We start from the raw sequence: 14,928 nt of genomic DNA, 5'->3' as shown, positions 1-14,928 counted from the left end.
ATTATGATAAAGAAAAACTGGTAATTAAAACACATCCTAGAGAGAAAACAAATTATCAAGATTATTTTCCCGATACAGAAGTATTTAGTGAAAATTATCCATCTGAGATTTTAGATGTATTAGGGATTAAGTTTGAGAAAGCAGTAACACTTTTCTCAACAGCAGTATATGTTTATCCAAAGGAGAACGTGGATTTCTATGGCACTAAAATACATCCTAAGTTAGAAAAACGATTTGGAGAAATAACTTATGAATAAATTAGCTCTATCAAAAATACTATTATTAATCACAGATTTTCTTACGTTCACGTCATCCTTTTTTATTGCACTTTATCTTGTTGATAGCTATAAAGGAAATTACACAGCATACATTCCTTATACAGAATTAGATGAGCGAATTTATATTCATTTGTTTTTATCATTTTTGTTTATTGCTTGGCTTGCAATTAGATTACGTCATTATACTTATCGAAAACCTTTTTGGTTAGAGTTAAAAGAAATTATTCGTACATTAGTGATTTTTGCCATTTTTGAGCTTTCTATTATCTCTTTTTCTAAACTTTATTTTTCAAGATTACTTTGGATGATAGTTTGGGGCATTGCATTAGTGATTGTTCCATTGGGTCGAGTAATACTAAAAAAATGGTTAATTCATTCAGGTTGGTATTTAAGAAAGACGGTTATTTTAGGTACTGGTAATAATGCCTTTGATGCTTATAAAGCATTACAAAGTGAGCGATATTTAGGATTGGAAATTACGCATTTTGTCTCTGTTAATGATACTTGTGAAGAAATAAAAAATTTAAATATTCCAATGTTTCCTAATGTGAAAAAGAATAGTTGGAAATTAGAAACAAAAAAATCAGATCAATTTATTATTGCATTTGAAGAAAATGAAAATCTTGAAAGAGATGATTTACTCCGTTATTTTTCAACAAATGGATATCGTTTTGTTTCTGTTATTCCAACATTACGTGGTTTACCACTTTATAGTACAGATATGTCTTTTATGTTTAGTTATGAGGTGATGCTACTTCGCGTTAATAATAATTTAGCAAAATTATCATCCAGGATACAAAAAAGAGTCGTCGATTTTGTGGGATCTTTTACAATTATGCTTTTGCTCTCTCCTATTTTACTTTATCTTTATTATACAGTTAGAAAGGATGGTGGGAATGCGATTTATAGACATCCCAGAATTGGGCAAAATGGTAAAAAATTTAAATGCTTAAAATTTAGAACAATGGTAGTAAATTCTCAAGAAGTATTAGATGAATTATTAAAAAATGATCCTGAAGCTATAGCAGAATGGGAAAAAGATTTTAAATTAAAAAATGATCCAAGAATTACGAAAGTTGGTAAATTTTTAAGAGCAACAAGTCTTGATGAACTCCCACAGCTTTGGAACGTATTGAAAGGCGAAATGAGTTTAGTTGGTCCCCGTCCAATTGTCGCTGATGAATTAGAACGTTACCAAGAAAATGTAGATTACTATCTAATGGCAAAACCAGGAATGACAGGCCTTTGGCAAGTAAGTGGACGTAATGATGTAGATTACGACACCCGGGTTTATTTTGATTCATGGTATGTAAAAAATTGGTCTTTATGGAATGATATTGCGATTTTGTTTAAGACAGTAAATGTTGTTTTGAAAAGGGATGGAGCTTATTAAAAATATTCCATGAAAATTTTAATCACAGGCGGAACCGGTTTTATTGGCTCTGCTGTTATTCGCTATATCATTGAAAATACATCAGATAGAGTGGTCAATGTAGATAAATTGACTTATGCTGCCAATCTAGAATCCCTTGAATTAGTGGAAAATAATCCACGTTATGCATTTAAACAAGTCGACATTTGTGATGCGAAAGAGTTATCTAGAGTATTTGAACAACATCAACCTGATGCCATCATGCACTTAGCTGCTGAAAGCCATGTTGATCGTTCAATCGATGGTGCTGCGGAATTTATTCAAACTAATATAGTTGGTACTTATACACTATTAGAAGTTGCTCTCGATTATTGGAATAATTTAGAAACTGATAAAAAAGCAAGATTTAAATTTCTGCACATTTCAACTGATGAAGTTTATGGTGATTTAGAAAATAAAGACGACTTATTTACTGAAATCTCGCCTTATAATCCAAGTAGTCCATATTCTGCCTCAAAAGCTTCGAGTGATCATTTGGTTCGTGCTTGGCATCGAACTTATGGTCTACCAACCATCATTATCCATTCTTCAAATAATTATGGACCATTTCAGCACGAAGAAAAATTGATACCTTTGATGATATTAAATGCCTTAGAGGGTAACCCTTTGCCTGTATATGGAAACGGTTTACAAATTCGAGATTGGTTATTTGTAGAAGATCATGCTAAAGCTTTATATAAAGTGCTTAAAGAAGGCAATATTGGCGAAACTTATAATATTGGTGGAAGCTGTGAGAAAACCAACATTACTGTCGTTCGTTCTATTTGTGATATCTTAGAGATGCTTGTACCAAATAAACCTTATGGCATCGTAAAATATGAGGATTTAATCACTTATGTAAAAGACCGCCCTGGTCATGATGTACGTTATGCAATTGATACGACAAAAATTAGTCGTGAATTAGGTTGGGAGCAGCAAGAAACTTTTGAATCAGGATTAAGAAAAACAATAGAATGGTATGTTAAACAATTTCAATCAGGAAGATACATGATAGAAAAAAGTTAAGCCTTAGTTGATGAAATAAGCACATTTAAGATTATCTTCCCCTATAAAAACTGGTATAGTTCGCTCTTTTATAAGAGGAGTTAAAAAATGGAGATTATTCTTTCTAACCGCCCTGCAGCGGGTTGTTGGGGTAAAAATGCGATAGTAAGTTTTAATGGTGATGAAACCATTATTCACTTAAAAAATAATGTAAAAACTGACCGCACTTTGGTGCAGTGTGCTGCTCGTAAGTTACGTGTACAGGGGATTAAAGAGGTTGAGTTAGTCGGTGAAGACTGGAATTTAGAGTTTTGTTGGGCATTTTATCAAGGGTTTTACACAGCAAAACAAGATTATGCCATTGAGTTTCCGCATTTAGAGCATGAGTTACAAGATGAATTATTGGCACGTATTGAATGTGGCGATTTTGTTCGGGGGATAATTAATGAACCGGCACAAAGTTTAACGCCAGTTAAACTGGCTGAGTGTGCCGCGGAATTTATTACGGCTCAAGCAGAAAATCATTCGGAGAAAAGTGCGGTCAGTTTTCAGATTATTTCCGGGAAAGAGCTGGAAGAACAAGGCTATCAAGGGATTTGGACAGTAGGAAAAGGTTCGTCAAATCTGCCGGCAATGTTGCAGTTAGATTTTAATCCGACAATGGATCCAAATACCCCTGTATTGGCTTGCTTAGTCGGTAAAGGAATTACCTTTGATAGTGGTGGGTATAGTATTAAGTCAAGTGACGGTATGAGTACGATGCGTACGGATATGGGAGGAGCCGCCTTATTAACGGGGACATTAGGCTTAGCCATTGCACGCGGATTAAATCAACGAGTGAAACTCTATTTATGTTGCGCAGAGAATTTAGTAAGCAGTAACGCTTTCAAATTAGGCGATATTGTTACTTATAAAAATAGTATCACGGCAGAGGTTTTAAATACCGATGCGGAAGGTCGTTTAGTGTTGGCAGACGGGTTAATTGAAGCGGATAATCAGCATCCTGAATTTATTATTGATTGTGCTACATTAACCGGTGCAGCTAAAGTGGCGGTGGGTAATGACTACCATTCCGTACTCACGATGGATGATGAACTTGCGACAGAGCTTTTTCAATCGGCTAAGGCTGAAAATGAGCAATTTTGGCGTTTGCCTTTTGAGGAATTTCATCGTTCACAAATTAGCTCTTCATTTGCAGATATTGCTAACATTGGTACGGTGCCTGTTGTAGCGGGGGCAAGTACAGCGACAGCATTTCTTTCCTATTTTGTGAAAAATTACCAACAAAATTGGTTACATATTGATTGCTCTGCAACTTATCGTAAATTCGCAAGCGATTTATGGGGCGTTGGTGCGACAGGTATTGGGGTGCAAACATTAGCAAACTTATTGTTGTCAAAATCAGAAAAGTGAGGATGAATATGACAGAAAGAACACTTTCAATTATTAAACCCGATGCAGTGAGACGTAACCTTATCGGAGAAATTTTGACGCGTTTTGAGAAAAACGGATTCAAAATTGTTGCGATAAAAATGGTACATTTAGCGAGAGAGCAGGCTGAAGGTTTCTATGTCGAGCATCAAGGCAAGGCGTTTTTTGAATCACTAGTGGAGTATATGATGTCTGCTCCTGTTGTGGTTTCAGTATTGGAAAAAGAAAATGCCGTAAAAGACTACCGCACTTTGATTGGCGCGACAAATCCGGAAAATGCAGTAGAAGGTACTATTCGCAAAGATTTTGCCTTAAGTCAGAGTGAAAATTCCGTACATGGTTCGGATAGTGTAGAAAGTGCGAATCGTGAAATTGCCTATTTTTTTGCCGATTCGGAAATTTGTAATTATTAATTTTATTATAGATAAAAATAGCGAGTATAAAACTCGCTATTTTTTATATCTAATTTTCTTATAAACCAATCACCGCAAATAATACCCAAATGGTATAAATGGTTGCTAAACCATAGAAGATAAAGCCACCTGCTGGTATATGGATTTTAAGATCGTGCATCCCGTGGTGAATTCGGTGTAAACCACACCACATTGGGAAAGTAGTTAACACGAGAATCACAAGTTTACCAATCCAAGAATAGGCAAAAGTGACTAAGTTCGCAGGATCGACTAAACCAAATGGTAGTAATAAGCCTAAGATTAAAATGACCACAGGAAAGAAAATTGCGCTTACTGTACCACCTGCACCAAAAAGTAACCATACCGGTGGTTCACCGGAGCGTTTTGGATTTTTATCAACCATTTTTTTCCCCTTAGATATAAGCTAAAACTAATGCAACCACGCTAATAAGAGCGGTTACAGCCCAAAGTGCATTTCTTACTATATGGTGTGGCAAACGTTCATTTTTGACAACGATGTTCATCACTTTTGGCGTCATTAAGAAATAGGTGACGGTATGGTAAAGTGTGGCGACCAGCGTAAGGATATTTAAGATTACCACAATTGGGTTTCTTAAAAACTCAATAAAGCTAAAAATGCCGTGTCCTGGGATAGGATTACTGGCAAGACAGAGTACGCCATAAAGCAGAACGATACAGAACCACACAGCAAAGATTGAGGTAGCTTCACGCAGCATATAGGCTTTGTAGAAGTCTAATTTTTGCCACCAAGTAGCCGTCATCGGGCGAACATATTTTTTGCGTTTACTTACAGTTACTGACATTTCTTCCCCCTTAGCCTTTTGGTTTTAGCATAGAGATTACATAATCTTTGGCACTTTCTACTTTTCCTTGGTTGATTGCAGAAGCCGGATCAACATGTTTTGGACAGACTTCAGAGCAATAACCCACGAAAGTACAGCTCCACACCCCGTTTTTACCGTTTAACAATGGCATACGTTGTGCTTTTCCGTGGTCACGGTTATCCAGGTTATAACGATGAGCCATGGTGATTGCAGCTGGTCCTAAGAATTCAGGATTTAGACCGAATTGTGGGCAAGCTGCATAACATAAACCACAGTTAATACACATTGAGAAAGTGCGGTATTTTTCAAGTTGTGCCGGTGTTTGTTTAGTACGACTTTTCGCAAGTTCCGCCGAAGGATGCGGTTTACCGTCTAATGGCGGAGCCTCATTGCCAATAATGTACGGTTTGATTGCTTCCAAACTTTCAATAAAATGGCTTAAATCTACTACCAAGTCACGTTCAATCGGGAAGTTTGCTAATGGTTCGATACGCATATGGCCACTGTAATCACGTAAAAAAGTTTTACATGCCAGCTTTGGCTTATTATTAACCATCATTCCACAAGAACCACAGATTGCCATGCGGCAAGACCAACGGTAAGAAAGGGAAGGTTCAAGTTTATCTTTAATATAACCTAACGCATCAAGTAAGGACGTTTGGTTGTCATAAGGCACTTGGTAAGTGCTTAAATGTGGTTCTTGATCGCTTTCAGGGTTGTAGCGTAAAACTTCCACATTCATTACTGGTGAATTAGCCATTTGCTTGCTCCTTAGCTTTCGCAGCAGCTTCGGCAGCTTCTGCTTCCGCACCATAAACACGTTTTGCTGGTTGAGATTTAGTGATTTTCACCGGGCTGTATTCAATGCGAGGTGCACCATTCTCATTGTAGAAAGCAAGGGTGTGTTTTAAATAATTTACATCATCACGTTCAGTATAATCTAAGCGTTGATGTGCCCCACGAGATTCTTTACGTTCGATAGCAGAATTAGCGATAGATTGTGCTACATCAAGGATATAACCTAATTCAACGGTGTAAAGTACATCGGTGTTAAATACACTTGAATTATCTGCGACACGAATACGTTTATAACGTTCTTTTAATTCTGCAATTTTATCAACTGCTTTTTGCATACTGGCTTGATCGCGGTAAATACCACAACCTTCTTCCATAACGGTTCCCATTTCATCACGGATTTCAGACCAAGATTCATCACCTTCTTGTTTGTGAAGCGCTTCTAAACGAGCTACGACGTCCTTAGCTTGTGCATCCACCGCACTTTGGTTTGTTTGTTGTGCTTCAACAGCACGTTGAGCGGCATACTCACCCGCTACCCGACCAAGAACGACCAATTCTGCTAATGAGTTAGAACCTAAACGGTTTGCTCCGTGTAATCCCGAAGAGGCACACTCACCTACGGCAAATAAGCCTTTAATACGGGTTTCACTATTGAAATCGACTTCAATACCGCCCATGGTGTAGTGAACGACCGGACGAACAGGAATTGGTTCGTTAACTGGATTTACTCCTTCGTATGCACTTGATAACTCACAAATGAATGGGAGCCGTTCGTGCAAGTATTTTTCACCGAGGTGACGTAAATCTAGATGTACAACGTCTACCCCTTTAGCGGTTTTTAAGGTATTTCCTTTTTTCCATTCTTGCCAGAAAGCTTGAGAAACTTTATCACGTGGACCTAATTCCATATATTTATTTTCAGGTTTACCAATTGGAGTTTCCGGTCCCAGACCATAATCCTGTAAATAACGATAGCCATCTTTATTGACCAAGATACCGCCTTCACCACGGCAACCTTCAGTCATTAAAATACCGGTGTTTGGTAAGCCCGTTGGGTGATATTGTACAAATTCCATATCACGCAATGGCACACCGTGACGATATGCCATGGATAAACCGTCTCCGGTTACAATACCTCCATTAGTATTGAATTTAAATGCTCGACAACCACCGCCGGTTGCGATAACTACCGCATTGGCATTGATTTGAACGAGTGTACCCTCCATCATATTCATTGCGACCATACCGCGGGCGTGACCGTCATCGACTAAAATGTCCAATACGAAATGTTCGTCAAAACGTTGAATTTGAGGGAATTGTGTTGAAGTTTGGAACAGGGTATGTAACAAGTGGAAACCGGTTTTATCTGCTGCGAACCAAGTGCGCTCGATTTTCATTCCTCCGAAGCGGCGTACGTTTACATCACCATCGGCTTTACGACTCCACGGACAGCCCCAGCGTTCTAACTGGGTCATTTCTACCGGGGAATGTTCTACAAAATACTCTACAACATCTTGTTCACACAACCAGTCGCCGCCGGCAACGGTATCGTGAAAGTGTTTATCATAGGAATCTTCTTCTTTAATAACCGCCGCTGCACCGCCTTCAGCTGCAACGGTGTGGCTACGCATTGGATAAACTTTCGAAACCAATGCGATTTTTAAATTAGGATTTGCTTCTGCTGCTGCAATTGCTGCACGTAAACCGCCGCCACCGGCACCAACAATTGCAATATCGACATTAACTGTTTGCACGACATCCTCCAATCATGTAGAAAGTATAATAAAATCCCCTAAAGGGTGAGCGGAGGCATTGTGCCACTTTTTTTACAAATTAATAACTTTTTTTCAGAGGAATTTCGGAGAAATTATGAATTTTGTGATCTACCTCAAAAAAGTTAATTTATTTAAGCAAATCAAATGAGAAGGTTTTTTATTTGATATACTTTTTTTACTGATGAGATAGGAAAGTTGAGTTGTGAAATTCCCTAGTTTACAATGTTGAAGTTTATGATGATTTTACTAAAAAAATAGAGGAAAAATGACCGCACTTACTTCGGAAACTGTATCGTGGCAACCTTCAGCTCCCATTAAAAATTTACTTGCCAGAGCAAAAATTATTGCCGAAATTCGTCGTTTTTTTACTGATCGAGGTTTGCTTGAAGTTGAAACCCCGGTTCTGAGTGAATATGGTGTGACGGATATTCACCTTTATACATTTAGTACTGAATTTATTGCACCGATTAACGAGTTCTCAAAAACTTTGTGGCTTTCAACCAGTCCTGAATATCATATGAAACGTTTGTTGGCAGCGGGTAGCGGCCCTATTTTTCAAATTAGCAAAGTATTTCGTAATGAAGAGGCGGGTAATCGTCATAATCCTGAGTTTACTATGTTGGAGTGGTATCGACCGCACTTTGATATGTATCGTTTGATTAATGAAGTAGATGATTTACTCCAACAAATTCTTGATTGTAAACCGGCGGAAAGTATGACTTACCAATTCGCTTTCCAAGAATATGTGGGGCTTGATCCGCTTTCTGCAACTCGTAAAGAATTGGTAGAGGCCGCTCATCACCATAATTTTATGGCAGAAGAGGACGAGGATCGCGATACTTTACTGCAGTTTTTATTTAGTGAAGTGGTTGAACCTCAAATTGGGCAGGAGGCGCCGGTTGCGATTTACCATTTTCCTTCCTCACAGGCGGCACTTGCGCAATTAAGTCCGGAAGATCAACGTGTGGCGGAACGTTTTGAGTTTTATTACAAAGGATTAGAACTAGCCAATGGTTTTCATGAATTAACGGATGCAAGTGAGCAAAGGCATCGTTTTGAGCAAGATAATCGCCAGCGTGAAAAAGCAGGTTTACCTGAGCGGGCAATAGATGAGCGTTTCCTTAGTGCGTTGCAAGCGGGGATCCCGAATACATCGGGCGTTGCCTTAGGAGTGGATCGTTTAATTATGATTGCCTTAGGTGTTTCCAGTATTAACGAAGTGCTCTCTTTTTCTATTGAGAACGCTTAATTTATGTAAAAAGTGAGGTTAAGATATTGATTGCTTTTTAATCTCACTTTAATCTAAACCAAATTTTGCCCATTTAATCGTGGAAAAACTGTTATCTAGATCACATTTCTAAAAATATTCTTTTGAATTTCACTTGCTTAAAGCATATCATGCGCGCCAGATTTTTAGGTGGTTACTTGAATAATTAATAGTAAACTAATTTTTTCTTTTTTTAATTTTGAAGGTCTTTATTATGAAAAATCCAAAATGGAATAAATTTGATGCGGCATGGATGTTAAATTTATTTGGTACGGCAGTGGGTGCCGGTGTTTTATTCTTACCGATTAACGCTGGGATGGGAGGTTTCTGGCCACTAGTCATTATGGCAATTTTAGTTGGACCGATGACTTATTTTGCTCACCGTGGTTTATCATATTTTGTGCTTTCTTCCAAAAATCCGGGAAGTGATATTACTGAAGTAGTGGAAGAACATTTTGGTAAAACGGCAGGTAAATTAATTACCTTACTTTATTTTTTTGCAATTTTTCCAATTTTATTAATTTATGGTAATGGTATTACTAATACTGTAGATTCCTTTATTGTGAATCAACTTGGTATGGCATCGCCTAATCGTGCATTACTTTCTTTCATTTTAATTGCAGTATTAATTTCAGTAATGCTTTTCAATGAAAAAGTGATGTTAAAAATTACGGAATGGCTTGTATATCCGTTAGTGCTCATTTTATTTGTATTATCAATTTATTTAATTCCGGAATGGAACAGCTCTATGTTACAGGAATTTCCGACTACAAGCAGTTTTATTACAACCTTGTGGGTAACGATTCCGGTTTTAGTATTCTCTTTTAACCATTCTCCGGCAATTTCTTCCTTCACCTGTTCGCAATATCGTGAATACAAAGAATTTGATCTTACTGAACGTCATATTGAGCATACTGAAAAAGGTACATCAACGATTTTACTTTTCTTTGTTATGTTCTTTGTATTCAGCTGCGTATTAACTTTAACTCCGGAAGAGTTATTGGCGGCAAAAGAACAAAATATCAGTATTTTGTCTTTCTTGGCGAACAAATTCGATAATCCTTATATTTCCTACTTTGGTCCGTTGGTTGCATTTTTAGCGATTACCAGTTCTTTCTTTGGTCATTACATGGGAGCCCGTGAGGGATTAGAGGGATTGTATTTAAAAATGAAAGGCGAGTCGGTTAATCGTAAAAAATTAAATTATGCAACCGCACTTTTCTTCTTAGTTACTCTGTGGGGCGTTGCGATTATTAATCCGAGTATTCTTGGTTTGATTGAATCCCTTGGCGGTCCAATCATTGCAATGATTTTATTCATTATGCCAATGTATGCTATTCGCAAAGTACCGGCAATGAAACGTTATCAAGGCCGCTTTAGCAATATATTTGTAACCGTAATGGGATTAATAGCTATCTCTGCGGTCGTATATGGATTATTATAAGCAGGTTAGAGTATTTTAGTTTAGCTTATCTTAATTGACGAGAAGTATATGATTAGCGTATTTGATATGTTTAAAGTGGGAATTGGTCCGTCCAGTTCCCATACTGTCGGTCCGATGAAAGCGGGTAAACAATTTATTGATGATCTCATTAAGCTTGGGCAGTTTGAAGATACAACAGAAATTCATGTAGATGTCTATGGTTCTCTTTCCATGACCGGGCGTGGCCATAATACGGATATTGCGATTATTATGGGGCTTGCCGGTTATTTGCCGCATGATGTAGATATTGATCTCATTCCGCGTTTTATCGAAAAAGTGAAGGAAACTGCGGAATTATCTATCGAACAAGGCAAAAAAACAGTGAAGTTTGATTTTGATAACAATCTCATTTTTCACAGTACTTTTTTGAAATTACATGAAAATGGTATGACGATCACTGCATTAGATGCAGACCGTAAGGAACTTTACCGTCAGACTTATTATTCTATCGGCGGTGGTTTTATCGTTGATGAAGCCCATTTCGGTCAGGAAGAAGAAAGCGCAATCAGCGTGCCTTATCCTTATAAAAATGCGGAAGACATTTTAAAGCACTGCACTGAAAAAGGTTTAATGCTTTCTACGGTCATGCTTGAAAATGAAATTGCGTTACATGGTAAAGACGCGCTAAGTGCGCATTTAGATAATGTTTGGAAAACCATGCAGGCTTGTATTGATCACGGCTTGCATACCGAAGGTATTTTACCGGGGCCATTACGTGTTCCTCGTCGTGCAGCTTCGTTACATCGTATGTTACAAGCGAATACGAATTTATCAAATGATCCAATGCGTGTTATTGATTGGGTAAATATGTTTGCCTTAGCGGTCAATGAAGAAAATGCGGCTGGTGGAAGAGTGGTAACCGCACCAACCAATGGAGCTTGCGGCATTATTCCAGCGGTACTTTCTTACTATGATAAATTTGTTTCACCTTTAACGGCGGAGATTGTTGAACGCTATTTGTTAGCGGCAGGAATGATTGGCTCGCTTTACAAAATGAATGCTTCGATTTCCGGTGCTGAAGTAGGATGTCAAGGGGAAGTCGGCGTGGCTTGTTCCATGGCGGCAGCCGGTTTGGCTGAGATTCTCGGGGCTAATCCAATGCAAGTCTGTATTGCAGCAGAAATTGCAATGGAACATAACCTTGGTTTAACTTGCGATCCCGTCGGCGGACAAGTTCAAGTACCTTGTATCGAACGTAATGCTATTGCTTCAGTGAAAGCGATTAATGCGGCTCGTATGGCATTGCGTCGTACTACTGATCCACGGGTTACGCTTGATAAAGTGATTGAAACCATGTACGAAACAGGCAAAGATATGAATGCAAAATATCGTGAGACTTCACAAGGCGGGTTGGCGGTAAAAATTGTTTGTACCTAATAACTATCATGGGATGCGAAAGCATCCCTATTTTTTTACCGCACTTTTTTACTGTTCTCCTCTTTTTCACTTTTTTCTTGAACGCAAACGTTTGCTTTGCTAAAATTCGCCGATTTTTTGTCAACATACGAGAAAAAGGAAGCAACTATGGCGTTTAATCTTAAAAACAGACATTTACTGAGTTTAGTGAATCATACTGAGCGTGAAATTCGATTCTTATTGGATTTAGCGAAAGATTTAAAAAGAGCAAAATATGCGGGAACTGAGCAACCTCGTTTAACCGGGAAAAATATTGCCCTTATTTTTGAGAAAACGTCAACTCGTACGCGATGTGCTTTTGAAGTGGCAGCTTATGATCAAGGCGCACACGTGACTTATATTGATCCGAACTCTTCACAAATTGGGCATAAAGAATCAATGAAAGACACCGCGCGCGTATTAGGCAGAATGTATGATGCCATTGAATATCGCGGGTTTAAACAATCAGTTGTAAATGAACTTGCGCAATATTCGGGTGTGCCGGTATTTAACGGTTTAACCGATGAATTTCATCCGACCCAAATGTTTGCCGATGTTTTAACAATGATTGAAAATTGTGAGAAGCCATTGAGCCAAATTAGCTACGTGTATATTGGCGATGCTCGTAATAATATGGGGAACTCCTTATTGTTAATTGGTGCAAAATTAGGTATGGACGTACGTATTTGTGCACCTAAAGCTTTATTACCGGAAGAGTCGTTAGTGAAAATGTGTCAAGAGTTTGCAGAGCAATCCGGCGCAAGAATTACCGTTACCGAAGATATTGATACGGCGGTTAAAGACGTTGATTTTGTGCATACGGACGTATGGGTTTCAATGGGAGAACCTCTCGAAACATGGGCTGAACGTATTGATATGTTAATGCCTTATCAAGTCACACCTGAATTAATGAAACGTACCGGCAATCCGAAAGTCAAATTTATGCACTGTTTACCGGCATTCCACAATAGCGAAACTAAAATGGGAAAAGAAATTGCAGAAAAATACCCTCAGCTGGCAAATGGTATAGAGGTGACGGAAGAGGTATTTGAGTCACCGGCAAATGTAGCATTTGAGCAAGCTGAAAATCGAATGCATACGATTAAAGCCGTGATGGTGGCAAGCTTGGCATAGTAAGTTATAAATAGCATCGTAAATATTAAATTAACGATGCTATTTTTTTATCAATTAATAAGGAAAGTAAAATGAGAATTATGGTTGCATTGGGTGGAAACGCCTTATTAAAAAGAGGGGAGCCGATGACGGCTCAAAATCAGTCTACGAATATTCGTATTGCGGCAGAACAATTGGCAAAAATTAAACAAGAAAATGAATTGGTGATTTCTCATGGCAATGGGCCACAGGTCGGACTGTTGGCATTACAGCATGCGGCGTATTATGCGCAAGACGCTAAAATTGAGCCTTATCCGTTAGATATACTTGTTTCTCAAACCGTGGGAATGATCGGTTATATGTTGCAACAAGAATTAACCAATTTATTGCCGGAAACTCCGACTATTACTGTATTAAGCCAAGTGATTGTTGATCCGAAAGATCCGGCATTTGAAAAGCCAAGTAAACCCATCGGGCAAGTTTATTCCAAAGAGGAAGCGGAAAAATTAGTGGAAGAGAAAGGTTGGACAATAATGGCTGATGGGCAATATTATCGTCGTGCCGTATCAAGTCCCTTACCAAAAGCTGTTACGGGAATTGATTCTGTAAAAGCCTTATTGGCTAATCGTAATATTGTTATTTGCGGTGGTGGCGGTGGGATTCCAAGCTATTATAACGAGCAAGGGGAATTAGAAGGTGTTGAAGCCGTGGTGGATAAAGATTTATGCACTGCCGTCATTTCTCAAGAATTAGAGGCGGATTTATTTATTATCGCCACTGATGTTCCTGCGGCTTACGTGAATTTCAATAAACCTGATCAAAAACAAATTGCGAAAGCAAACCCACAAGCTTTAGAAATGCTTGCCGCAGAATTTGCGGCGGGGTCGATGGGGCCAAAAGTGAAGGCAGTGATCAACTTCGTTAACGCCACCGGTAAAGAAGCCGTGATTGGCTCACTAAACGATATTGAACGTATTGTTAAAGGTGAAGCCGGTACGCGTGTTACTCGTTCCGTCGAAGGCGTGGAATTTTACTAAATTAAGAAAAATAGGGATGAAAACATCCCTATTTTTTGACCGCACTTTTTAGAAAACTATGTTCAATAGAAACAACAATTCTCCGGTTTTGTGTGAATAAAATTCACAAATATTACTATCAATTTTACTATAACGATAATTCAGTTTTGGGATAGAACCTTACCATTTTTATAATACATTGAAATTATTAGATTTTATGATGAGTACCAGTGAATAATCCCTACGATTATATTGAAATATTCACTTTTGTGTGTTGCAACATTGTGCCGAACTTTTGCTCCTAACTATAATTTCATTAAAAATGAAAATAGAATATCTGCAGGTGCCACTATCCAATTAAAGTTTAAATATATAAAATTAGTTTTATTCTTTCTCTTTGGAGTCTTCTATTAATTTTCTTAATAATGCGATTTCCCTTTGTTGTACTTCAATAATATTATCTTTATATTTAATGACTTCGTCTTTATGAGAAAGCATCAAGAGTAATTTTTCCGTATCGTCATTTCTGCCTAAAAATATATTTGAATTAGTATTGCTATTATTATCGCCGGCACTAATGTAAACTTTATCATTTTCACCATAATTTAATAATTCATAAATATCAATATTAAATATACCGAGAATTTGTTCTAGTCTCCCAAAATTTACACGGGTTTCTCCTCGTTCAATTTTGGCAT

At 37.9% G+C, this 14,928-nt stretch carries 15 protein-coding genes; 10 read left to right on the top strand and 5 right to left on the bottom strand.

Features of this window, described 5'->3' with window-relative positions:
• The 5 genes from BKL51_RS11305 to ndk form a co-directional block, all read left to right on the top strand.
• On the top strand, nucleotides 1–257 hold a 257-nt coding region (locus tag BKL51_RS11305; RefSeq protein WP_233127132.1), incomplete at its 5' end, for a glycosyltransferase family 52.
• The gene (wbaP, locus tag BKL51_RS11300) at nucleotides 250–1,671 is read left to right on the top strand and encodes an undecaprenyl-phosphate galactose phosphotransferase WbaP (protein WP_077466757.1); all 1,422 of its coding nucleotides are present in this window, start codon (nucleotides 250–252) and stop codon (nucleotides 1,669–1,671) included. The genes BKL51_RS11305 and wbaP, both read left to right, overlap by 8 nt.
• Before the next feature lie 9 nt (nucleotides 1,672–1,680).
• Complete coding sequence (gene rfbB / locus BKL51_RS11295; protein ID WP_077466756.1) at nucleotides 1,681–2,715, top strand: dTDP-glucose 4,6-dehydratase; 1,035 nt, start codon at nucleotides 1,681–1,683, stop codon at nucleotides 2,713–2,715.
• A gap of 87 nt (nucleotides 2,716–2,802) precedes the next feature.
• Nucleotides 2,803–4,107: an aminopeptidase PepB gene (gene pepB, locus BKL51_RS11290; RefSeq protein ID WP_077466755.1), complete on the top strand. Its 1,305-nt coding sequence runs from the start codon at nucleotides 2,803–2,805 to the stop codon at nucleotides 4,105–4,107.
• 8 nt (nucleotides 4,108–4,115) lie between these two features.
• On the top strand, nucleotides 4,116–4,538 hold the full coding sequence (gene ndk, locus BKL51_RS11285; RefSeq protein WP_077466754.1) for a nucleoside-diphosphate kinase: 423 nt from the start codon (nucleotides 4,116–4,118) through the stop codon (nucleotides 4,536–4,538).
• Between the two features lie 58 nt (nucleotides 4,539–4,596).
• On the opposite strand, the gene frdD is transcribed toward ndk, so the two are convergent.
• Genes frdD through frdA form a run of 4 tightly spaced genes read right to left on the bottom strand, consistent with a single transcriptional unit; the run spans nucleotide 4,597 to nucleotide 7,935 of the window.
• Complete coding sequence (gene frdD, locus BKL51_RS11280; RefSeq protein WP_077466753.1) at nucleotides 4,597–4,941, bottom strand: fumarate reductase subunit FrdD; 345 nt, start codon at nucleotides 4,939–4,941, stop codon at nucleotides 4,597–4,599.
• 10 nt (nucleotides 4,942–4,951) lie between these two features.
• A complete protein-coding gene (frdC, locus tag BKL51_RS11275; protein ID WP_077466752.1) occupies nucleotides 4,952–5,362 on the bottom strand; it encodes a fumarate reductase subunit FrdC in 411 nt (136 codons plus the stop codon).
• 10 nt (nucleotides 5,363–5,372) lie between these two features.
• Nucleotides 5,373–6,143, bottom strand: a complete 771-nt coding sequence (locus tag BKL51_RS11270) for a succinate dehydrogenase/fumarate reductase iron-sulfur subunit (protein WP_077466751.1) — start codon at nucleotides 6,141–6,143, stop codon at nucleotides 5,373–5,375.
• Complete coding sequence (gene frdA, locus BKL51_RS11265; RefSeq protein ID WP_077466750.1) at nucleotides 6,136–7,935, bottom strand: fumarate reductase (quinol) flavoprotein subunit; 1,800 nt, start codon at nucleotides 7,933–7,935, stop codon at nucleotides 6,136–6,138. The genes BKL51_RS11270 and frdA overlap by 8 nt, the downstream gene beginning before the upstream one ends.
• 286 nt (nucleotides 7,936–8,221) lie before the next feature.
• Between frdA and epmA the strand changes: the two genes are divergently transcribed.
• The 5 genes from epmA to arcC all read left to right on the top strand — a co-directional run bounded on the left by epmA (nucleotide 8,222) and on the right by arcC (nucleotide 14,251).
• On the top strand, nucleotides 8,222–9,205 hold the full coding sequence (gene epmA / locus BKL51_RS11260) for an elongation factor P--(R)-beta-lysine ligase (protein ID WP_077466749.1): 984 nt from the start codon (nucleotides 8,222–8,224) through the stop codon (nucleotides 9,203–9,205).
• A 232-nt stretch (nucleotides 9,206–9,437) separates the two neighbouring features.
• Nucleotides 9,438–10,667, top strand: a complete 1,230-nt coding sequence (locus tag BKL51_RS11255) for an HAAAP family serine/threonine permease (RefSeq protein ID WP_077466748.1) — start codon at nucleotides 9,438–9,440, stop codon at nucleotides 10,665–10,667.
• A 48-nt stretch (nucleotides 10,668–10,715) separates the two neighbouring features.
• The gene (locus BKL51_RS11250; protein WP_077466747.1) at nucleotides 10,716–12,083 is read left to right on the top strand and encodes an L-serine ammonia-lyase; all 1,368 of its coding nucleotides are present in this window, start codon (nucleotides 10,716–10,718) and stop codon (nucleotides 12,081–12,083) included.
• A 147-nt stretch (nucleotides 12,084–12,230) separates the two neighbouring features.
• The gene (locus tag BKL51_RS11245; protein ID WP_077466746.1) at nucleotides 12,231–13,235 is read left to right on the top strand and encodes an ornithine carbamoyltransferase; all 1,005 of its coding nucleotides are present in this window, start codon (nucleotides 12,231–12,233) and stop codon (nucleotides 13,233–13,235) included.
• A gap of 71 nt (nucleotides 13,236–13,306) precedes the next feature.
• Entirely contained in the window at nucleotides 13,307–14,251 is a 945-nt protein-coding gene (gene arcC / locus BKL51_RS11240; protein ID WP_077466745.1) for a carbamate kinase, read from the top strand.
• Nucleotides 14,252–14,614: 363 nt separating this feature from the next.
• On the opposite strand, the gene BKL51_RS11915 is transcribed toward arcC, so the two are convergent.
• Nucleotides 14,615–14,928 (bottom strand): transcriptional regulator (locus tag BKL51_RS11915; protein WP_077466744.1); only part of this gene is annotated, 314 nt, incomplete at its 5' end.

The organism is Rodentibacter sp. Ppn85, assembly GCF_001999335.1.
Classification (GTDB): Bacteria; Pseudomonadota; Gammaproteobacteria; order Enterobacterales; family Pasteurellaceae; genus Rodentibacter.
Note: the sequence above shows the minus strand (reverse complement) of the source record. Positions and strands in the feature narration are given on the sequence as shown.

What these genes read in the sequence shown, in the direction of transcription:
- ndk (WP_077466754.1), top strand. Translation starts at nt 4,116, where the DNA reads ATGACAGAAAGAACACTTTCAATTATTAAACCCGATGCAGTGAGACGT.
- pepB (WP_077466755.1), top strand. Translation starts at nt 2,803, where the DNA reads ATGGAGATTATTCTTTCTAACCGCCCTGCAGCGGGTTGTTGGGGTAAA.
- frdC (WP_077466752.1), bottom strand. Translation starts at nt 5,362, where the DNA reads ATGTCAGTAACTGTAAGTAAACGCAAAAAATATGTTCGCCCGATGACG.
- rfbB (WP_077466756.1), top strand. Translation starts at nt 1,681, where the DNA reads ATGAAAATTTTAATCACAGGCGGAACCGGTTTTATTGGCTCTGCTGTT.
- BKL51_RS11270 (WP_077466751.1), bottom strand. Translation starts at nt 6,143, where the DNA reads ATGGCTAATTCACCAGTAATGAATGTGGAAGTTTTACGCTACAACCCT.
- wbaP (WP_077466757.1), top strand. Translation starts at nt 250, where the DNA reads ATGAATAAATTAGCTCTATCAAAAATACTATTATTAATCACAGATTTT.
- BKL51_RS11250 (WP_077466747.1), top strand. Translation starts at nt 10,716, where the DNA reads ATGATTAGCGTATTTGATATGTTTAAAGTGGGAATTGGTCCGTCCAGT.
- epmA (WP_077466749.1), top strand. Translation starts at nt 8,222, where the DNA reads ATGACCGCACTTACTTCGGAAACTGTATCGTGGCAACCTTCAGCTCCC.
- arcC (WP_077466745.1), top strand. Translation starts at nt 13,307, where the DNA reads ATGAGAATTATGGTTGCATTGGGTGGAAACGCCTTATTAAAAAGAGGG.
- BKL51_RS11255 (WP_077466748.1), top strand. Translation starts at nt 9,438, where the DNA reads ATGAAAAATCCAAAATGGAATAAATTTGATGCGGCATGGATGTTAAAT.
- frdD (WP_077466753.1), bottom strand. Translation starts at nt 4,941, where the DNA reads ATGGTTGATAAAAATCCAAAACGCTCCGGTGAACCACCGGTATGGTTA.
- BKL51_RS11245 (WP_077466746.1), top strand. Translation starts at nt 12,231, where the DNA reads ATGGCGTTTAATCTTAAAAACAGACATTTACTGAGTTTAGTGAATCAT.